This is a genomic window from Methylobacterium sp. GC_Met_2 (assembly GCF_026540795.1).
In the GTDB taxonomy this organism is placed as follows: domain Bacteria; phylum Pseudomonadota; class Alphaproteobacteria; order Rhizobiales; family Beijerinckiaceae; genus Methylobacterium.
Genome location: NZ_JALNUM010000022.1, coordinates 22,336 through 41,223, shown reverse-complemented (window position 1 = coordinate 41,223; position 18,888 = coordinate 22,336). Strand labels below are relative to the sequence as shown.

Here is an 18,888-nt window from a genome sequence, read left to right as displayed (position 1 = left end):
CGGGCGGTCAGGCCAAGCCAACCAGCCGCAGCCCCACCCCCGCCCCGGCACAGAGCGCGAGGGTGGGCAGCGTCCCGGCGTGCAAGCGGAACACGGCGAGGATCGCCGCCAGCGTCAGCAGCAGCGCCGCCGGATCGAGGCTCGCCGGCACCGGCACGTCCAGGCGCAGCGGCCCGAGCGGCACCGTTTCGACCTGCCGGAACAGCGTCCGCAGCCCGAACCAGACCGCGAGGTTCAGGATCACCCCCGCCACCGCGGCGGTGATCGCCGAGAGCGCCCCCGCGAGGCGCCGGCTTTCGCGCAGGCGCCCGATCAGCGGCGCGCCGGCGAAGATCCACAGGAAGCAGGGCACGAAGGTCACCCAGGTGGTCAGCAACCCGGCGAGCGTCCCGGCGAGCAGCGGCGGCAGCGCCCCCGGCGCCCGGAACCCCGCCAGGAAGCCCACGAACTGCAGCACCATGATCAGAGGGCCCGGCGTCGTCTCGGCGAGGCCGAGCCCGTCGAGCATCTCGCCGGGCCTCAGCCAGCCGTAATGTTCCACCGCCTGCTGCGCCACGTAGGCGAGCGCCGCGTAGGCGCCCCCGAAGGTCACCAGCGCCATCTTGGAGAAGAACAGCGCCACCTGCCCAAAGACCGGCGGCACGCCGGGCACGAGCCAGAGCGCCGCCACCGGCACGAGCCAGAGCGCGAGCCAGAGCGCACCCATGCGCAGGGAGACCGCAGCGCCATCCCGCTCCCGCGGCAGCATCGCGGCGCCGATGAGGAAGCCGGCCTCGTCCGCCCCCGCCTCCTCGGCGGTCGCGTCGGGCCCGCGGCGCGCGAGCCCCAGCAGTCCCGCCGCGATCACCACCAGCGGGAACGGCACGGCCAGCACGAACAAAGCCGCGAAGGCGGCGAGCGCGACGAGCCGATCGGTCCGATTGCGCAAGGCGCGGCCGCCGAGGCGCCACAGGGCGTGCAGCACGATCGCCAGCACCGCCGCCTTCAGTCCGAAGAACAGGCCGGCGACCACGTCGACATGGCCGTACAGCACGTAGAGCCAGCTCAGCCCCATCAGGGCGAGGAGCCCCGGCAGCACGAAGAGGCCGCCGGCGACGAGCCCGCCCGCCGGGCCGTGCATCAGCCAGCCGATATAGGTCGCGAGCTGCTGGGCCTCCGGGCCGGGCAGGAGCGTGCAGAAGCCGAGCCCGTGCAGGAAGCGCCGCTCCGAGACCCAGCGCCGCTCTTCCACGAGGATCCGGTGCATCACGGCGATCTGACCGGCCGGACCGCCAAAGGACAACGCCGCCACCCGGGCCCAGACCGGGACCGTCTCGGCCAGCGACGGCGCGTTCAGGCCGTCAGCGGCAGCCCCGTCTCGATCAGGCGCGCCCACAGGGACGCTCCGTAGGGCGCGGCCGCATCGTTGAAGTCGTAATGCGGGTGGTGGAGCGAGGCACTGTCGCCGTTGCCGATGAACATGTAGGCGCCGGGGCGGCGGCCGAGCATGTAGGAGAAATCCTCCGCGGTCATCATCGGCGCCACCGCCCGGTCGACGTTCTCCCCGCCCACGAGCGCCTCCGCGACGTCGGCCATGAACTCGGTCTCGGCGGGGTGGTTCTCGGTGACGGGGTAGCTCGATCCGAACTCGGTCACCCCCGTGGCGCCGAATCCGGCCGCGATCTCCGCCACCAGGGTCTCGATCCGCGCCTTGATCTGGGAACGAACCGCCTGGGAGAGCGTGCGGATCGTGCCCCGCATGGTCACGGTCTGCGGCAGCACGTTGAACGCCTCGCCGGCATCGAGCGCGCAGACCGACACCACGGCCGATTGCAGGGGATCGAGGCTGCGCGCCACGATGCTCTGCAGAGCGATGATGACGTGGCTTGCCACCAGCACGCTGTCGACGGCGTTGTGCGGCAGGGCCGCGTGGCCGCCCCGCCCCTCGATGGTGAGGGTGAACCGGTCCGTGGAGGCCATGATCGGCCCCGGCCGGATCGCGAAGGTGCCGACCTCCATGCCGGGGATATTGTGCATCCCGTAGACCGATTCGACGCCGAACCGCTCCATCATCCCGTCCTCGACCATCGCCTCGCCGCCGCCGCCGCCCTCCTCGGCGGGCTGGAAGATCAGCACGGCGGCGCCGTCGAAATCGCGGGTCTCGGCGAGGTATTTGGCGGCCCCGAGCAGCATGGCGGTGTGCCCGTCATGGCCGCAGGCGTGCATCGTGCCCGCCACGGTTGAGCGGTAGGGCAGATCGCGCACCTCCTGGATCGGCAGCGCGTCCATGTCGGCGCGCAGGCCGATGGCGCGGTTGGAAGAGCGGCCTTTGCCGCGGATCACTCCTACGATTCCGGTCCGGCCGATGCCTGCTACGACCTCGTCGCAGCCGAACGATCGCAGTTGGTCGGCCACGAACCCGGCCGTGCGCTCCACGTCGTAGAGCAGCTCGGGATGGGCGTGCAGGTCGTGCCGCCACGCCTGCATTTCGTCGGCGAAATCGCGGATCCGTTCGAGGACGGGCATCGGTTCGGAACTCTCGGAGCCTGCGGGTCGCAGGACGACCAGCAAAGCCGGGGCCAGAGCCGGCGTCAACGGCTCCGCTTGAGGACCCAGGTCTGCAGCCACGCCCGGGTTTCAATCACTGCGTTACGCACTTGCCAAGCTTCGCCTTATGATCATGGTGCGATAGGGTCGCGATCCTCAACTTGAGGATGCATCCATGCGCTGGCCCGTGCTGCTGTTCCTGGTCGCTCCGGTGGCGCCACCGCTGCTGTCGGCCGCGCCGGCTTCGGCGACGCCCGGGATACGCAAGGCCCGAGGCTGCCATAGCCGCCCGCGGCACTGCCATCCGCGTTGGGAATGGCGGACCAACCGGCGCGGTCGGCATGACGGCGCCGGCCGCTTCTTCCGGGATTGAGGCGCCGCGATGCGCGTCAGTCTCGGGATCGCCCTCCCCCTCGCGGCTCTGACGGCGCCGGCGTGGATCTCACCCTTCGCGCCCAATGCCGCGCTGGCCCGCGCCTGCTTCCAGCCGGACGAGGGGAAACTGGAAAGCCACCAGCACTATCGCAGCCGGCGGGACGATTGCGAGGTCCATGGCCCGGCGAAGTCGCTCGACGGCGGCAAGCCTGACGGCGCTTCGGCCAGATGCCGCGACGGCACGTGGAGCTTCAGCCACTCCCGCAGCGGGACCTGCTCGGGTCACAAGGGCGTCGAGCGCTGGGAGAGCGGGGGCCTCATGGAGCCGCTGCCCGGCGGCGGAGCGAATCCGCGCGCTTGAATCGAGACATCTCGGTGCGTCACCCTCCCCTTAGTGGACTTGCGGATTCACATATCGGGTCCGGCAACACCGATTCGGGTGAAAACCCAATCAGCGTGATCGTGTGAAAGGACCGCTGAGGGTGGAAAGCCGAGGGTCTGCTTCCGGTGCGAAAGACAGCAAAGCAAAATCTATTTAATAGTTGACGTAGTTCGATAACACTCGTCCTGCGCGCAGTCTGTCCGGGCCGCGCGCAGGTATGGTCGTGATGTATCAGCGGATACCGCCGCTGGCGGTGATGTTCTCGCCAGTAAGCCAGCGCGCGTCATCGGACGCGAGGAACGTCACGACGCCCGCGATGTCATCCGGGTGGCCAGCGCGGCCGAGCGGTGTCTGCGCGACCATCCCGGCCTCCATCTCCGAGCCGGAGATGCCGGCCGTGTGCGTGCCTTCGGTCACCACGTAGCCGGGGCTGACCACGTTCACGCGTATCTTGCGCGGGGCCAACTCATTGGCGAGGACGCCCGAGATCGCGTTCACCGCGCCCTTCGTGCCCGCGTAGACCGCCGCCGCAGGCGTATGCACGTGCGTGATCGCCGAGGAGATGTTCACGATGCTCCCACCTTCGCCGAGATGCTTCGCTGCCGCCTGGGTCGCCAGGAGGACGCCGAGCACATTGACGTCGAACTGGCGCCGATAGTGTTCCTCGGTGACCTCCGCAATCGCCGCAAACTCGTAGATGCCGGAGTTGTTGACCAGCACGTCGAGCCTTCCGAACTCGCGCACCGCCGCCTCGATCACACTCTGCGCCTCGGAGGCTTGAGACACGTCGCCCTGGACAGCGATGGCCCTGCCGCCGACCGAGGTAATCGCCGCTACGACGGCGTCGGCCCCGGCCCGGCTGGACGCGTAGTTCACCACCACGGCGGCGCCTTCCTGTGCCAACGCCTTGGCGATCCCCGCACCGATGCCTTTGGATGCTCCGGTCACGACGGCGACTTTGCCCTCAAGCTTGGACATGTGTGCTATCTCCGACATGGAGGCTCCCGAATGGCAGCCTTTGACCCATAGTTCGGAACTTCGGAACTAACGGAGCGTCGTTCAAGGCCCCATATGGACGAAATATGAGACCCCTGTTTCACCCCGCCATCGAGGACGTGCGTCCAGAGGCGATCCTGCACGCGCTGGCAGATCCGAGCCGGGCGGCCATCTTCGCCAAAATCATGCAGGCGGGCTGTGTCGAGGCCTGCTCGGCAGTCTCGGCAGTTGGAGACCGGGTCATCCCAAAATCCTCGTTGTCCAACCACTTCAAGGTTCTGCGCGAGGCTGGTTTGATCCGCAGCGAACGTCACGGCGTCGAGGTGCGCAACCATTCCCGCTGGATGGAGGTGGAGGCACGCTTTCCCGGTCTGCTGGCAGGGATCATCAATGCCTACGCTTCCGATGAGGGCTCCCACTCGCATGCTGCGGAGACACCATAAATACGCGACCTAGTGCATCTATCCAGACGGAGGCGTCAGCCGAGTCCGGAAAAATTGATGCAAAACCAAAGAACTAGCGCTCGCTCGCATGAACGAAGTGAATGCGTCAGAGCACTAGGTCCGCTTCCGAGAATGCTCCAATGCATCGACGGCGACCCGCAAGGGTCGAAAGCTGCCCTCACATGTTCAAGCGGATTGAGTTTTGACCCGAAGGTTAGGGTCGAACGCGGGTCCCCTCTTCCGTGCGGGACAGGGGGCAGGTCGCGCTCTGCGGCCAGCATCTGTGCCGACTGGAGATGCGTGAACATCGTAGCCTTTGTGGAGGAGGGAGAAAGGCGGGGTCGCCCGGCCTGATCTCGACAACGGAAGCCGACCCCCGGTTCATACCCCGGTAAGCGCGGAGTGCGACCATGCCGCCGAGCGCGGGATCCCTGAATGACGAGTCTTGCCGGAACGCCGCCGCGCCGCGCGCAAGTCGACCGCTCGCCCTTCGAAAGCCCGGCGCTGCTGGTCGTGCTGGTCCTGGTCGCCCTGTTCGGCCTCTACGATCCGCGCAACCTCGCGCCGATCTTCGATCACCTGCGCCTGCCCGATACCGACGACATGATGCGCCTCGTCGGCGTACGTGACCTGCTGGCCGGCCAGGGCTGGTTCGACGCCGTACAGCACCGGATGCTGCCGCCAGCGGGCATCCCCTCGCACTGGTCCCGCCTGATCGATCTGCCGATCGCGACTTTGATTCTGGCCTTTACGCCGATCCTCGGGCGCGCCGCCGCGGAGGGTGCCACCGCAGCCCTGTGGCCGGTCCTGCTGTTCGTCCTCTACAGCGTGTTGGCGGGGTTCGGGATGCGCCGCCTGTTCGGTTGGCGCACGGCCCTGCTGGTCCTGTTCGTCGCGCCGCAGACCGCCGTGTTCATGAACGTGTTCCAGTTCGGGCGGATCGACCATCACAACGCACAACTCTGCGCCGTGCTGGCGATCGCCCTGGCGCTGGCGGATCCGGCCCGGCGGCTGCAGCGCGGGCTGCTGGCCGGGGCCGTCGCCGGCCTGTCGCTGGCGATCGGGTTGGAGACCCTGCCGGTGATCGCGGCGGCTGGACTCCTCGTCCTCGCCGATTGGGTGCGCGACGGCGAACGCGCCGCCGGCCTGCTCGCAGGCTATGGGTTCGGCCTGTTCGGGGCGAGCCTGCCGCTGTTCGGCCTGCAGACGGCACCGGATCTCTGGGGCGTGCCGGTCTGCGACGCTCTGTCCCCGCCCTGGCTCCTGCTGGCCGCCGGCGCCGCCACGGTCGGCGGAGCGGCCCTTGTGGCCGGGCAGCGGGCGGTCGGACGGACCGGGCGCTGCCTCGTCACGGGCCTCGTCGGTGCCGGGATGGCGGCCGGCTTCCTTCGGATCGCGCCGTCCTGCCTGTCCGGCCCGTTCACCGGCATGGACGACCTCGTGCGCACGTCCTGGCTCGACCAAGTGGACGAGATGCGCAGCTTTCCGCACTTCCTGCGCAGCGAGCCGGATGTCGCGCTGTCCAACATCATGCCGATCCTGGTGGCGGCCCTCTACGCCGTCGCGATGGCCCTGCGCGAGCGGGCGCCGGACCGCCGCCGCTTCTTCATCGTTGTGGCGGCCCTCATCGTCCCGGGCGCGCTGATCGCGCTGGGGCAGGCGCGGGGCATGTACGTCGCCGGGGCCTTCGTGCCGCTGCTCGGCGCGATCGCGCTCGACCGTGCCATCACGGCGCTGCGGATGCCCGGATCGGGACTGCACCGGCTGGCGCTGGTCGTGCTGGCCATGGCGATGCTGAGCAAGGCCTGGGTTCTCGTCACCGCTCCGCCGGCGCGCCTGCTGGCTCCGGCCACCATCGGGTCGCAGAGCGTGCCCGTTTCCAACTGGCGGGCCTGCACGGCGCCCGCCGCCTACGCGGCCCTCGATCGGCTGCCGCCGGGGATCGTGCTGGGCAGCATCGATCTCGGGCCGCCCCTCCTGCTGATGACGCACCATGCGGTCGTCGCCGCCCCGTACCACCGCAACCTCGTGGGGATGCGGGCCGCGATCGAGGCCGCGGAGGGGTCCGAGGCGACGCTGCGGCGGGTCACCCTGGCGCGCGGTGCCGATTATCTGCTGCTCTGCACGGCCGCCCTCGACCGGGCCGACGCCGGCAGGCCCGAACCCTTCGTTACGGATCTCGCCCTCGGCACCGTACCGTCCCCGGACTGGCTCACGCCCCTCGCCGCCCTGCCGGACGGCTCGGCGCTCCGGATCTGGCGCATCCGGCGCGACGGATCCGACACGCTCAGGCCACGCTCGAACGGGTCGTAGAACCGCCGGCCCGGCGCAGGCGCAGGGCGTTGCCGAGGACGAACACGCTGGAGAACGCCATCGCGCCCGCGGCCAGGACCGGCGACAGGGCCGGCCCGCCGAAGGGCGGCAGCACACCCGCCGCGATCGGGATCAGCGCGGCGTTGTAGGCAAAGGCCCAGAACAGGTTCTGGCGGATGTTGGCCATGACCGCCCGGGACAGCGCCAGCGCCTCCACCAAGGCGTCGAGGGATCCCGACATCAGCACCACGTCTGCGCTGTCGACCGCGATGTCGGTTCCGGTTCCGATGGCGAGCCCGACATCGGCCTCGGCCAGGGCCGGCGCATCGTTGATCCCGTCGCCCACGAAGGCGACGGGCCCGTGTTCCGCCCGGAACCGCTGGACCGCCTCGACCTTCCCGCCCGGCAGAACCCCGGCCACCACGATATCGATGCCCAGGCTCCGCGCGACGCCGGCCGCGGCACCCGGATCGTCGCCCGTCACCATCGCGACCGCGAGGCCCCGCGCCTTCAGATGCGCCACCGCCTCCCGGGCCCCGGCCTTGACAGGGTCGGCCACCGCCAGAACGGCGGCGTGGCGGCCGTCGAGGGCGAGATGGATCGGGCTCCGGCCTTCCATCGCGAGTTGCCCGGCGCGGGCCGTGAGGTCCGGGTCCGGGACAATGCCGAGGCGGTCGAGGAAGCGCGGCGCACCGAGCGCGACGTTCCGGCCCCCGACCCGACCGAACACGCCGAATCCGTCGACCGCTTCGAAATCGTCGGGCGCGGCGACTTCGAGATCACGCGCCCGCGCCGCCGCCACGACGGCGCCGGCCAGCGGATGCTCGGAGCGCGTCTCCAGGCCGGCAGCAAGCGCGAGGGCTTCGGTCTCCGAAAGGCCGGGCCGGGCGACGAGATCGGTCAGCCGCGGGCGGCCCTCGGTCAGCGTGCCGGTCTTGTCGAGGGCCACGATGCGCACGTCGCGCAGGCGCTGGAGGGCCGCTCCGTCGCGGAACAGCACGCCCCGGGCGGCAGCCCGCCCAGTGCCGACCATGATGGCGGTCGGGGTGGCGAGGCCCATCGCGCAGGGGCAGGCGATGATCAGAACCGCCACGGCGTTGACCAGCGCCGTTCCCAAAGCGGGTGCGGGCCCCAGCAGCAGCCAGCCGAGGAAGGTCGCCACCGCGATCGCGATCACCACCGGCACGAAGCGCCCGGTCACACGATCGACCAGCGCCTGGATCGGCAGTTTGCCGCCCTGGGCCCGTTCCACCAGGGCGGTGATCTGAGCGAGCACCGTGGCGCCGCCCACCGCGTCGACCGTCAGGTCGAGGCTGCCGCGGCCGTTGAGGGTGCCGCCGACCGTCCGGTCGCCCGGCGCCTTGCGCACCGGGGCCGGCTCCCCGGTCACCATGCTCTCGTCGACATCGCTCGTGCCGGCGACCACGACGCCGTCGGCGGCGACGCGCTCGCCGGGGCGCACCCGCACCACGTCGCCGAGGCGGAGCGCGGCGAGCGGCACCTCGATCTCGGCATCGTCCCGGATCACCCGGGCGGTCTTCGGCGCAAGGTCGATCAACCGGGCGATGGCCTGCCCGGTCCGGCCCTTGGCCCGCGCCTCCAGGGTGCGGCCGAGCAGGATGAGCGTGACGATCAGCACGCTCGCCTCGAAATAGAGATGCGCCGCCCCCGCGGGCAGGAGGCCCGGCGCCAAGGTCGAGACCAGGGAGTAGAGGTAGGCGGCTCCCGCCCCCAGGGCGACCAGGGCGTTCATGTCGGGATGCCCGCGCAGCAGGCCCGGCACCCCGCGCAGGAAGAAGCGGCGGCCCGGCCCGGCGAGGACCAGGGTCGCCAGCACCGCCTGGACCAGGGCCGTCACGGATCCGCCGTGCAGGCCGGGCAGGACGTGGCCGCCCATGTCGAGGACCACCACGGGCGCGGAGAGGAGCGCCGTCGCGATCAGGTCGCGACGCAGCACCCGGGCCTCCTCGGCGCGGCGGGCTGCCGGATCGGCGGATGTCGCGGCGTCGAGGGGGTGAGCGTCGTAGCCCGCCTCCGCCACCGCGGCCACGAGCTCGGGGATCGCCACCAGCCCCTCGGGATGCCGGATCGCGGCGCGCCCGGCGGCGAGGTTGACGCTGGCCTCGGTCACGCCCGGCACCGCGGCAAGGGCCCGCTCGACCCGGCCGACGCAGCTCGCACACGACATCCCGTCGATGACCAGCAGACTCTGCACCTCGGGCACCGGATAACCCGCATCCGCCAGCGCCGCCGCGGCCTCGGCCGGGCCGGCGTCTCCGCCGAGGACGAAACTGGCCCGATTGGTCGCGAGGTTGACCGCCACGTCCCGGGCCCCCGGAAGCGCAGCGAGCGCCCGCTCGACCCGCCCAACGCAGGACGCGCAGGACATCCCCTCGACCGGAATGTTCAAAGCGATGGGGGCCGACAGGCCACCGGGTCGGATCGCGGTGTTCATGAGGTCCAAGATGGGGATCCCCCGGGTGAGTCGACCAGGGGCTCGCCAGAAGTTGAGCCGCATGGGCGGCATGTCGATGCGCCGGATCCCCGATCAGGTTCCACGTCGTTACGCCCCTGCGGGCTCGCGGATCCACATATCGGTGTTGGATAGGCCAGACGGGCGGCCGGGCACCTCCCTTCCCCTGTGCGAGCTACGGGCTACACAGGTTTGAAGTCTCAGAAGGCTCAGTCGCGAGCTTGAAGGCGCGCGGGTCCTCTCTCCCGAGCGGGAGAGGGGGCCGGTCGCGCGCTCTCATCAGCCCCAAGACCCGCACCTGTATAGCCCAAAGCTGCAAGCCGGAGGGAGAGCGCGTCGGCCATCGAACCGGATCGTTCTGCAGCCGTCGAACGCATCGAAACGCGATCCGTGAATATCGCAGCCCGTCCGGGAAAGGGCATGAGATTCGTCGCAAAGCGGCTGCGTTCCTCCAGCCGTGTTGTGACATCGGAAGCCGTCGGCCAAGCTCAGGCCACAAGCGGAGGGGGGATAAGCATGACCGAGCCACTGACGATCTACGGCGATCCGGGCTCCGGAAACTGCTTGAAGGTCAAATGGGTCGCCGCCCATCTTGGCCTCCCGGCGACGTGGCGCGACGTGGACGTGCCGGGGGGCGGGACGCGCCGGCCCGAGTTCCTGGCGCTCAACCCCGCCGGCCGGGTGCCGATCGTGGTGTTTCCCGACGGCGCCGTCCTGTCGGAATCGAATGCCATCATCATCCATCTCGCGGAGGGCTCGCCCCTGATCCCGCAGGCCCCATTCGCCCGAGCGCGGATGCTGCAATGGATGTTCTGGGAGCAGTACAGCCACGAGCCCTACATCGCGGTCCGCCGCTACCAGCTTCACTACCTCAAGCGCGCGTTGGACGAACTCGATCCGAAGCTCGCTGAACGGGGCGCCGACGCCCTGCGGCTGATGGAGGAGACGCTCGAACGCTCCGCCTTCCTCGTGGGCGACGCCCTGACCCTCGCCGACGTGGCGCTCGTGGCCTACACCCGCATGGCCCACGAGGGCGGCTTCGACCTCGCGGATTATCCGGCGATCCGGAGCTGGATCAGGCGTGTCGAGGCCGCGCTCGGGATCGGAGCCTATGGGGGGCCGGCCTGACCGGCGGCGGCCGGTCCCGCATGGGCAGCGCCGTATTCCGGCAGGCTGACCCGCGCAACGGTCCCCTGGCCGAGCGTACTCTCGATGGTGAGCCGCCCCCGGTGGCGGTTGAGGCTGTGCTTGACGATGGCGAGCCCCAGGCCCGTGCCGCCGCGCGCCCGGCTCGACGCCACGTCGATCCGATAGAAGCGTTCGGTCAGCCGCGGAATGTGCTCCGGCGCGATACCGGGCCCGTCATCGGCCACCGACAGGACGATCCGGCGGCCGAGCCGGGGATCCTCCTCGCGGCTCAACCCGACACTGATCCGGCCGCCACCGTACTTCACGGCGTTCTCGATGAGGTTCTCGACCACCCGGACGAGTTCGTCGGCATCGCCGGCAACGCGATAGGGGCCGTGGCCGTCCGTGAACCCGATGGTGGCACCCCGCGCCTCGGCGGGGGGGCCCTGGGCATCGACCATCTGGCGGGCCAGAGCGCCGAGATCGACCACGCCGGTTGGGGCCACGTGCTCGCGCAGCTCGATCCGCGAGAGCGAGAGCAGGTCGTCGATCAGCCGCGTCATGCGCAGCGCCTGGACCCGCATGATCTCAAGGAAGCGCTCGCGGGCCGGAACGTCCTCGCGGGCTGGCCCCTGCAGGGTCTCGATGAAGCCGATCAAAGTGGCGAGCGGCGTGCGCAGCTCGTGGCTCGCATTGGCCACGAAATCGACCCGCATCGCCTCCAGGCGCCGGGCCGAGGTCAGGTCGCGCAGGAACAGCAGCGCGCTCACGCCGGATCCGTCGGGCATCGGCAGGGCGCCGATCTGCACCTCGAAGGTCCGTTCCAGCGGCACACGCGTCGAGAGGGCCACGCGGCGGGGCAGGCCCGAACTCAGAACCGCCTCGACGCCGTCGAGCACCTCGGGGTCGCGGAGTGCGAAGGACAGGGGCCGGGCTTGGTGCAGGGCCGGCAGCAACGCACGGGCGGCCGGGTTGGCCTCCACCACAAGGGTGCGCCGATCCACCAGGATGACCGGATCGGGCACATGGGCGAGCAGCGCCTCGGCCACAGCGTGGCGCTGCGTGGTTGCGGCCGGCCGCGGCGGCGCCTGAACCGGACCGCGCCCGCCGAGCCAGCCGCCGAGGCAGATCGCACCGAGCCCAGCGAGGATCAGCGGGAGATCGAGGCGTCCGGCAAGCGCGACCGCGACACCGAGCAGACCCGCGGCGATCGCGGCACCGGTCCAGGCCGGGGAACTGCGCAGGCGGTCGGACATGGCGGGCCGTCCGGTTCCGTCAGCGCGGTCCGGGCTCGTCGCGCCACGCCTGGCCGGAGGGGCCCGCGGTACCTTCCGGAGGGCCCGGATCGCGCGCGCCGGCTGCGCGCTTCACGATCTCGTAGAGGCCGAGCATCGCGAGCGCGGTCACGAACGGGACCACGTAGTAGCAGCCTCGGAACAGCAGCAGCGAGGTCAGCACCTCGTTGCGCGGCAGGCTCGATAGGGCCAGCAGCACTGTCGCCTCGAACACGCCGATGCCGCCCGGCGCGTTCGAGGCGATGCCCAGCATGGCGGCCAGGACGTAGACCGCCAGGAAAGTGGTGAAGCCGATCGTCGTCTCCTGCGGCAGCAGGACGTAGAGCACCGCCGCCGCCGCGCAGACATCGCCGATGCCGACGAGCATCTGACCGATCGAGACCGAGGCGCCCGGCAGTTCCAGGCGCCATTGCTTGACGGTGATGCTGCGCTTCTTGGCCGAGACCCAGGCGAGGTAGCCCAGCACCAGGGCGAGTGCCGCCAGACCCACCGTCTGGTTGATCCGGATCGACGTGAAGGCGAGACCGGCGAGCTGCCCCGCCTCGATGATCAGGCTGAGCCCCAGAACCACGCCCATGCCGAGCCAGAAGGTGAAGCCGGCGATCACCGTGAGCGCCGCGATCTTAGCGGTGCTCAGGCCCTGTCGGGCATAGATCCAGTAGCGGATGGTGCCGGCTGTCAGCAGCGGGAAGCCGAGGGTGAAGCTCACCGCGTAGCTGGTGAACGAGGCGAGCGCGGTGATCCGGTACGGAACCTTGATCTTGAGCTGGCGCAAGGCCAGCGCGTCGTAGCCGGTGAGGAACAGGTAGCTGATACCGACGAACAGGAAGGCGAAGCCGAGCTGCCGGCCGGTCGCCGCCGCAATCGCGGCGCGCACCTCGGCCCAGCTCACGCTCTGGACGAGCTTCCACAGCACGCCGAGAGAGACCGCGAACAGCACAATGCTGGCAGCCGTGCCGATCCAGGCATAGCGGCTGGCCAGGCTCTTGCGCTTTGCAGCCGCGGCCTCCTGCTGAACCGGCTCGGCCGGATCAGCCTGCTTCCGGTGCTGACCTTGAAAATTCATGCCGTTCGGCGTCCGCCCTTCCGGCTGCGCGGCCCGGCGCAAGGCCGTGGGCCCGTACCGGATGGTCCCGGACCGCGGCCCGTTGCCCCGCATGTAGGCCGAACGCACGCGCAAGGCCAGGGAAGGGACCACCGGAACGCGCGTTCTATCCTCAGCCGGCTGACCGATCGAGGAGCGCGGCGGCGTCCGACAAGCCGCGCCGGATCCGGGTGGGCACCTCCGGCGCGGTGCAGACATAGGTCGGGCTCGGATGCGGGATCCGGATGATCGGCAGGCGGGGGCGCAGCGCGGTGATCGCGGGCGCCGCGTCCCCGGCATAGCGACCGGCCAGGACCGCCACGGCAAGATGCGGCAGCAGATCGAGCAGCGGCGCAAGATAGGGCGCCGCCGCCACGACCTCGGCCCGGCGGGGCGCCCGATTGAGAGCGCCCTCGGCGTGGATCAGCCAGGGGACCGCGTTCCAGATCAGCGTGTCGGCCCGGCTGAGCCCGGCCTCGGCGAGGAAGCGGAACAGGTTGGCGGCGGTGCCGTTCGCGCTGTCGCGGGTGACGAAGCCGGTGCGCAGCACGGCCGGGCCGGGTGTCTCCAGCAGGAGCAGCATCCGAGCCCCAACGCCGCCGTCCAGGGGGTCGGGCACGGGGACCGGGGCGCCGCGCTCGGCGGAGATCCGCGCGGCGAGCGCGCGGATCGGCGCGATGTGCGGCGCCGCGAGCAGCGCGCGGCGGGCCGCGAGGGCGCCCGGATCGGCCAGCGATTTGGGTGCCTGCGGCTCAGGCGGCATCGAACCCTGGAACGCTGGGGCCGAGGCGGCCCGACAAGCGAAAGCGCTCGACGCCCTCCTCCCGGGCGAGCCGCGCATCGAGGCCCGCCGTGCCGCCGAACTGGAAGCCGATCTGACTGGCATAAGCGGCGCAGGCGGCGCGCTTCCGGGCCTGGGCATCCGAATCGAGTGTCACTGCGGCTTCGGGGTGCTCCGCGAACAGGGCCACGAGCGGCTCCCGGGGCGCAGCCTCGCGCACCGTGTAGGGAAAGTCGCGCCACCACAGGATGGGCAGACGCGGATCGAGGCTGCGCAACGCCTGGACCGTCTGGACGTGATCGACATGGCCGCCGATCGCCTGCGGGGCGAGGAGGAGATCGGGTTTCTCCGCGGCGATCAGCTCCGCGAAGGCGGCGGCGAGGTCGGCCGCGATGCCGTCATCCGCGCGGGTCTCGGAAAACAGCTCCGGCGCGGAGCCGTAGCCGCGGTGCGGCGCCTCGCGGAACGGCAGGTGCACCGGCGGGGTAATGCCGAGTGCGGCGGCGGCCAGAACATCCTCGTCCCGGCGCAGAGCCATGTAGTCGATTTCCGATGACAGCCCTTTGTCGAGTTGGCAGGCGAGCGCGAACCCCTTCGGGTCGGCGACGCTCCCGGTGAACAGCGTCGCCATCACCACCCGCCAGCCGCCCTGCGCGAGACGCGCCAGCAGGCCGCCACACGAGAAGGCTGCGTCGTCGAGATGGGGCGAGAGCGCGAGCGCAGTGGGCATGGTTCACGGCCTGTCGGCTGAGGGGAAATCCAACCCCTGACCTCATCCTGAGGTGTCGGAGCGCAGCGGAGGCCTTGAAGACGGTCTTCAGGGATCGCCGCATTCGCTGGAGGCCTCCTTCGAGGCCCGCTGGCGCGGGCACCTCAGGACGAGGGGCGGGTGAAATATCCGCGAATGGGTCGGTCCTCAGAGCAGGTGCGGCTCGGCCCGGAAGCGGCAGGTCGGATCGCCGGGCAGGTCCGTCGCGAAATCGGTGGCCGGGCTTTCGCCCCGCACCTGCGCGTAGACATCCATGATCTGCCGCCCGACCGCATGCCAGGAATAGACCCGCCGGCACTCCTCCAGCCCTGCGGTCGCGAGGCGGCGGCGCAGATCCGCATCCGTGATGACCCGAGTCAGGGCGGCGGCCTGCGCGGGCACGTCGCCCGGATTGGTGAGCAGCCCGTTCTCCCCGTCGCGCAGGCAGTCCGACACGCCGACCGCGTGGCAGGAGACCGTGGCAAGCCCGGCCGCCAGCGCTTCCAGGATCGTGTTGGAGAACCCCTCCGCGTAGGTCGGCGAGACGAACACGTCGGCCCGGCGGTAGAGATCGGGCACGGAGCCGTATTCCGCGTAGCCCGTGAAGGCGATCTCGCGCTCCGAGAAGGCGTGCTCCGCGGCGAGCGCCTTGGCCGGTTCCACGTCCGGCCCGATCCCCGAGATGGTCGCGGCGAACGGCGTGCCCTGCTCCCGCAGGATCGCCAGGGCGTTGATGAAGTCGAGCACGCCTTTTCGGCGGTCGACCCGGCCGTGATAGAACAGCCGCACCGGCCCGGCATGGGGCGCCGGCAGCCCGTCGGGCGTGCCCTGCGCGAACCGGTCAGTATCGACCGCCCCGGGCACGATTGTGAACCGGTCCGGGTCCGAACCGAGGCGCCCGCAGACCTCGTCCACGAAGGAAGCGCCGCCGATCAGCAGCGCATTGGCGTGGGCCAGCACCTCGCACATGGCGACGCGATGGGTCTCGCAGCAGGAGCCGACCCAATGGCCGTCGCCACCCTGGATCGACACCACACTCGGCACCCCGAGCTTGCGGGCGGCGAGCAGCACCGCCCAGCCGGTCGGGTAGCCGTACTGCGCGTGCAGGATGGCGAAGGGTTTCCGCGCGTGCTCTTGGGCGATCGCGTCCACCATCGTGGCGATGTCGCGCTCGAAATCGCCGGAGGTCTGCTCCCCCAGCTGCTCCAGGCCGATCACCCGCACGCCCGGCACGGGCGGCGGCGGCCCGCCGCCGTAGACCCGGGTGCCGAAGGCGTCGCCGCGGTACTGCGAGATCATCGTGACGTCATGCCCGGCGTCGACCAGCTCGCGCAGGAGGTTCTGCGCGTAGACGCTCATGCCGGAAATGGCCGGGAAGTAGCGGCGGCTGAGGAAGAGGATTCTCATGCTTGCACCGTGTGGCGCTTTCCGTTGGAGACGGAGCGCAACCTGCCCCTTCTCCCGTGCGGGAGGGGGTTGGGGAGAGGGCTGAGAAGCTTCAGAACTGAACACGCCATCGACGTGCGGTCGGGACGAGCCTCTTCCGGCCACTTCTCGTCCCTCACCCGGCTTTCTGCGAAAGCAGACCTCTCCCACACGGGAAAGGGGACCTGCGCCCGATCTTGAACGCGCGCGGTCAGAGCGGATGTTGGAATTGCCATGCTCGCCGGGAGCCGGAACCCGCGCCATGCTAGGACCATGGCTTGCGTGCCACCGACGGGAACCGCAACCCTCACTGCCATTGCCGCCGCGTCTCCTGCCCGCTGGCGAGGACCGGCCCCGGGCGGCGGCAGCCGCGGAGATAGTCCAGCGCCTGCGGGATCATCACGTCGGCCCGGTGGCTCTCGCGGGACAGCTCGACGCAGATCAGCTTGCCGAAGCCGATTTCTTCCAGCGCCTCCAGCACCCCGGGTACGTCCATGTCGCCCTCGCCGAAGGGCAGGTGGATGTGGCTGCCGCGCTTCATATCTTCGATCGCCACCGTACCGATCCGGTCGGCAAATTCCCGCACGGCCACTGCCGGCTCCCGCTCGCCCGTCACGAGGCAGTGCCCGGTATCGAGGGCGAGCTTCAGCCCCGGCACGTCGAGGGCGGCGTAATCGTCGAGCGTCTCGATCAGCATGCCGGGCTCGGGCTCCAGGCAGGGCACGACCCCGGCCTCGGCGGCGAAGCCCGCAACGTCGTGCAGCCCCTCGACCAGCCAGCGCAGCGCCTCGTCGTGATCGACCCCAGGCTTCGGCACGCCGGCCCAGAACGACACCGCCTCGGCGGACAGCATCGCGCCGATCTCGACCGCCCGTTTGAGGAAGCCGACCCGCCGGGCGCGGCCCACGGCGTCGGCGGTCACCAGCGTCGGCTCATGCTTGGCGTTCGGGTCGAGGAGGAAGCGGGCGCCGGTCTCGATGACGCAGGTCAGCTCCAGCTTCTCCAGCAGGCTGGCCACGCGGCCCGCCTCCGCTGCCCAGGTATCGGAGAACGGGTCGAGGTGGTGGATATCGAGGGTCAGTGCCACGCCGTCGTAGCCCGCGGCCTTGATCAGGTGGAGCGCGTCGTCGAGGCGGTGGTTGGCCGCGCCGTTGGTGTTGTAGGCGAACCGGAGCGTCACGCCGCCCTCCCCTTCCGCTGAGCGAGACGGAACGGCGCGTGGTGCGATTCCGGCTCGCGATAGAGCGGATAATGCCGCCCGACGATCCGCTCGGCCAGGGCGGTGTTGAACAGCGGCTGGCCGCCGAAGCGTTCCAGGGCTTCCGGGGAGAGGCGCACCGGCCGAAGGGTCTCGCTCTCGGTTCCGAACCGGATCAGCGGATGGTCGCGGTCGATCAGCTTCTGGGTATTGCGCGCGCCGATCCGGTAGTAGCTCATGGTTTCGACCTCGAGCCCCGGCACGATCGCCTTGACCACACCGACCCCGCCGCCGGGGGGCGAGCACTCGACGTAGAGCACGTCGAACCCGGCCTCCAGCAGCCGGTCGCAGGCGATCTTGCCGCGCGCATGGCCGTCGGCCGCCGGGGTGGAGGGCAGCTCCGAGAAGCGCTTGGTGCTCCGCTCGGAATAGACGGTGTCGGCGAGCACGGTGCGCAGGTCGGCGGCCGGCAGCTCGATCCATTCGAGCATCGCCTGGAGGGCACGGCTCTCCTCAAGGTCCAGGCTCGGCAGCGCCTTCTGGATGAACGCATCGATGTAGCCCGGCGGGGTCACGGTGGCGGCCATGTCGAGGGGGCCGTGCCCGAAGGTCTTGCGCACCCGCGCGGCCTGGAATTCCAGCAGCGCCTTGCGCAAAGCCCTGTCCCGGTCCGGATCGCAGGCCTCGCCGCAGGCCGAGAGGGCGATCGGCGCCGGCGTGCGCGCGGGGTCCTCGTCGTAGCCGACGACGTAGAGGTTGGTCAGGCCGAACTGATCGGTGGCGAATTTCGGCAGCGCCCGGATGCCGAGGTCCTTCAGCCGCGCCAGCATCGCGGCGTTCTCCGGCCCGATGCCGTCCAGATCGAGCATCACGCCCTGGTCCAGCGCCCGGAACAGTAGGCCGTTGCCGTCCCGCTGGAGCAACTCCAGCACGCCGTGGCCGAGGGCGAAGGGCACGTCCGGCCCGGCACCGAGGCCGTTGGTGATCAGGTTGGTGAAGGACTTGTAGCCCTCCGACAGCTCGAAATAATCGGTGGCCGCGATGTCGAGCGGCATCAGCACGATCTCGCCCGTGGCGTGCCGGACGCTGGGCGTCCATTCGAGCACCGTGTCGCGGTCCACCGGCGAGCCGGCGGGCAGGCACAGGGTCAGCGGGTCGGCGACGGATTTTTCGCCGTAGACACGGGCGAGGTCGGTGTAGCTCGCCCGCTCCTTGGCCCGCGGCAGCACGGCCAGCGACGGCATCAGGTTCTCGGCGATCTCGGCGACGGCGCCGATCAGCGCCTCGTCGTCGGTGGCGCCGTAGCCGATCCCGGACGGCATGGCGCCGACGAAGTACGGGTCGTCGAGGAACAGGGCCACGAACCAGACCGGCACGCCGGTGCGATCGAGCGGCGCCAGCGGGAAGCCGACGATGCGGCCCTCCGGCAGGACGTCGAGATAAGCCTTGACCGGATCGGGCAGCGACGCGGGCAGGCCCTCGATCTGGCGCTTGGCACCGAAGCGGTAGGGGCGCGGTGCCCTGATCCGCTCGTGGCGGGCGCGGTCGTCCTGATCGTGGAAGGCGTCTGGGTTGCTCACGTCGTGTTTCCGTCTTCCTCGAACCGCCGATGCCGATGCCTAATCCCAACACACATCCTCATCCTGAAGTGCCCGCGAGGCGGGCCTCGAAGGAGGGCTCCAGGGATCGCGTGGCCGGCTGGAGCCCTCCTTCGAGGCCTC

At 70.5% G+C, this 18,888-nt stretch carries 15 protein-coding genes; 4 read left to right on the top strand and 11 right to left on the bottom strand.

Annotated features, from left to right (window positions below; translation table 11 throughout):
- Positions 1-7 precede the first annotated feature (7 nt).
- Together chrA and OXS49_RS10545 are read right to left on the bottom strand one after the other, a co-directional pair.
- Positions 8-1,375 carry a chromate efflux transporter gene (gene chrA / locus OXS49_RS10550; RefSeq protein ID WP_267423981.1) on the bottom strand — a complete coding sequence of 456 codons (1,368 nt, stop codon included), beginning with the start codon at positions 1,373-1,375 and terminating at the stop codon, positions 8-10.
- Positions 1,333-2,505, bottom strand: a complete 1,173-nt coding sequence (locus OXS49_RS10545; protein ID WP_244007377.1) for a M20 aminoacylase family protein — start codon at positions 2,503-2,505, stop codon at positions 1,333-1,335. Before OXS49_RS10545 ends, chrA begins: the two co-directional genes overlap by 43 nt.
- 403 nt (positions 2,506-2,908) lie before the next feature.
- Here OXS49_RS10545 and OXS49_RS10540 point away from each other — a divergent pair, with 403 nt between their 5' ends.
- Positions 2,909-3,262, top strand: coding sequence for a DUF3761 domain-containing protein (locus OXS49_RS10540; RefSeq protein WP_244007379.1), 354 nt, complete (start codon positions 2,909-2,911; stop codon positions 3,260-3,262).
- Between the two features lie 252 nt (positions 3,263-3,514).
- Here the strand turns inward: OXS49_RS10540 and OXS49_RS10535 are convergent, their stop codons facing one another.
- On the bottom strand, positions 3,515-4,261 hold the full coding sequence (locus OXS49_RS10535; protein ID WP_244007382.1) for a glucose 1-dehydrogenase: 747 nt from the start codon (positions 4,259-4,261) through the stop codon (positions 3,515-3,517).
- Positions 4,262-4,365: 104 nt separating this feature from the next.
- Here OXS49_RS10535 and OXS49_RS10530 point away from each other — a divergent pair, with 104 nt between their 5' ends.
- Together OXS49_RS10530 and OXS49_RS10525 are read left to right on the top strand one after the other, a co-directional pair.
- A complete protein-coding gene (locus tag OXS49_RS10530) occupies positions 4,366-4,722 on the top strand; it encodes a helix-turn-helix domain-containing protein (RefSeq protein WP_244007384.1) in 357 nt (118 codons plus the stop codon).
- A gap of 435 nt (positions 4,723-5,157) precedes the next feature.
- Positions 5,158-7,035: a hypothetical protein gene (locus tag OXS49_RS10525; RefSeq protein ID WP_267423976.1), complete on the top strand. Its 1,878-nt coding sequence runs from the start codon at positions 5,158-5,160 to the stop codon at positions 7,033-7,035.
- Here the strand turns inward: OXS49_RS10525 and OXS49_RS10520 are convergent.
- On the bottom strand, positions 7,010-9,490 hold the full coding sequence (locus OXS49_RS10520; RefSeq protein WP_267424014.1) for a heavy metal translocating P-type ATPase: 2,481 nt from the start codon (positions 9,488-9,490) through the stop codon (positions 7,010-7,012). The two genes, OXS49_RS10525 and OXS49_RS10520, sit on opposite strands and share 26 nt — an antisense overlap.
- Before the next feature lie 534 nt (positions 9,491-10,024).
- Here OXS49_RS10520 and OXS49_RS10515 point away from each other — a divergent pair.
- The gene (locus OXS49_RS10515) at positions 10,025-10,636 is read left to right on the top strand and encodes a glutathione S-transferase family protein (protein WP_267423974.1); all 612 of its coding nucleotides are present in this window, start codon (positions 10,025-10,027) and stop codon (positions 10,634-10,636) included.
- Here OXS49_RS10515 and OXS49_RS10510 read toward each other — a convergent pair.
- From OXS49_RS10510 to OXS49_RS10480, 7 genes are all read right to left on the bottom strand, one after another.
- A complete protein-coding gene (locus tag OXS49_RS10510) occupies positions 10,618-11,892 on the bottom strand; it encodes an ATP-binding protein (protein ID WP_267423973.1) in 1,275 nt (424 codons plus the stop codon). The two genes, OXS49_RS10515 and OXS49_RS10510, sit on opposite strands and share 19 nt — an antisense overlap.
- A gap of 19 nt (positions 11,893-11,911) precedes the next feature.
- On the bottom strand, positions 11,912-12,997 hold the full coding sequence (locus OXS49_RS10505) for a lysylphosphatidylglycerol synthase domain-containing protein (RefSeq protein ID WP_244007515.1): 1,086 nt from the start codon (positions 12,995-12,997) through the stop codon (positions 11,912-11,914).
- 151 nt (positions 12,998-13,148) lie between these two features.
- Positions 13,149-13,778, bottom strand: a complete 630-nt coding sequence (locus tag OXS49_RS10500; protein WP_244007390.1) for a uracil-DNA glycosylase — start codon at positions 13,776-13,778, stop codon at positions 13,149-13,151.
- Complete coding sequence (locus OXS49_RS10495) at positions 13,768-14,526, bottom strand: PIG-L family deacetylase (RefSeq protein WP_267423971.1); 759 nt, start codon at positions 14,524-14,526, stop codon at positions 13,768-13,770. The genes OXS49_RS10500 and OXS49_RS10495 overlap by 11 nt, the downstream gene beginning before the upstream one ends.
- Before the next feature lie 186 nt (positions 14,527-14,712).
- Entirely contained in the window at positions 14,713-15,951 is a 1,239-nt protein-coding gene (locus tag OXS49_RS10490) for a glycosyltransferase family 4 protein (protein ID WP_267423969.1), read from the bottom strand.
- A gap of 325 nt (positions 15,952-16,276) precedes the next feature.
- Positions 16,277-17,149 carry a sugar phosphate isomerase/epimerase family protein gene (locus tag OXS49_RS10485; protein ID WP_267423967.1) on the bottom strand — a complete coding sequence of 291 codons (873 nt, stop codon included), beginning with the start codon at positions 17,147-17,149 and terminating at the stop codon, positions 16,277-16,279.
- Entirely contained in the window at positions 17,146-18,747 is a 1,602-nt protein-coding gene (locus OXS49_RS10480; RefSeq protein WP_267423965.1) for a YcaO-like family protein, read from the bottom strand. The genes OXS49_RS10485 and OXS49_RS10480 overlap by 4 nt, the downstream gene beginning before the upstream one ends.
- Positions 18,748-18,888: the final 141 nt, after the last annotated feature.

Excerpts from the sequence above, each read along its gene's own strand:
- OXS49_RS10515 (WP_267423974.1), top strand. The coding sequence starts at position 10,025 with ATGACCGAGCCACTGACGATCTACGGCGATCCGGGCTCCGGAAACTGC.
- OXS49_RS10495 (WP_267423971.1), bottom strand. The coding sequence starts at position 14,526 with ATGCCCACTGCGCTCGCGCTCTCGCCCCATCTCGACGACGCAGCCTTC.
- OXS49_RS10545 (WP_244007377.1), bottom strand. The coding sequence starts at position 2,505 with ATGCCCGTCCTCGAACGGATCCGCGATTTCGCCGACGAAATGCAGGCG.
- OXS49_RS10535 (WP_244007382.1), bottom strand. The coding sequence starts at position 4,261 with ATGTCCAAGCTTGAGGGCAAAGTCGCCGTCGTGACCGGAGCATCCAAA.
- OXS49_RS10530 (WP_244007384.1), top strand. The coding sequence starts at position 4,366 with ATGAGACCCCTGTTTCACCCCGCCATCGAGGACGTGCGTCCAGAGGCG.
- OXS49_RS10510 (WP_267423973.1), bottom strand. The coding sequence starts at position 11,892 with ATGTCCGACCGCCTGCGCAGTTCCCCGGCCTGGACCGGTGCCGCGATC.
- OXS49_RS10525 (WP_267423976.1), top strand. The coding sequence starts at position 5,158 with ATGACGAGTCTTGCCGGAACGCCGCCGCGCCGCGCGCAAGTCGACCGC.
- OXS49_RS10500 (WP_244007390.1), bottom strand. The coding sequence starts at position 13,778 with ATGCCGCCTGAGCCGCAGGCACCCAAATCGCTGGCCGATCCGGGCGCC.
- OXS49_RS10540 (WP_244007379.1), top strand. The coding sequence starts at position 2,909 with ATGCGCGTCAGTCTCGGGATCGCCCTCCCCCTCGCGGCTCTGACGGCG.
- OXS49_RS10520 (WP_267424014.1), bottom strand. The coding sequence starts at position 9,490 with ATGAACACCGCGATCCGACCCGGTGGCCTGTCGGCCCCCATCGCTTTG.
- OXS49_RS10505 (WP_244007515.1), bottom strand. The coding sequence starts at position 12,997 with ATGAATTTTCAAGGTCAGCACCGGAAGCAGGCTGATCCGGCCGAGCCG.
- OXS49_RS10490 (WP_267423969.1), bottom strand. The coding sequence starts at position 15,951 with ATGAGAATCCTCTTCCTCAGCCGCCGCTACTTCCCGGCCATTTCCGGC.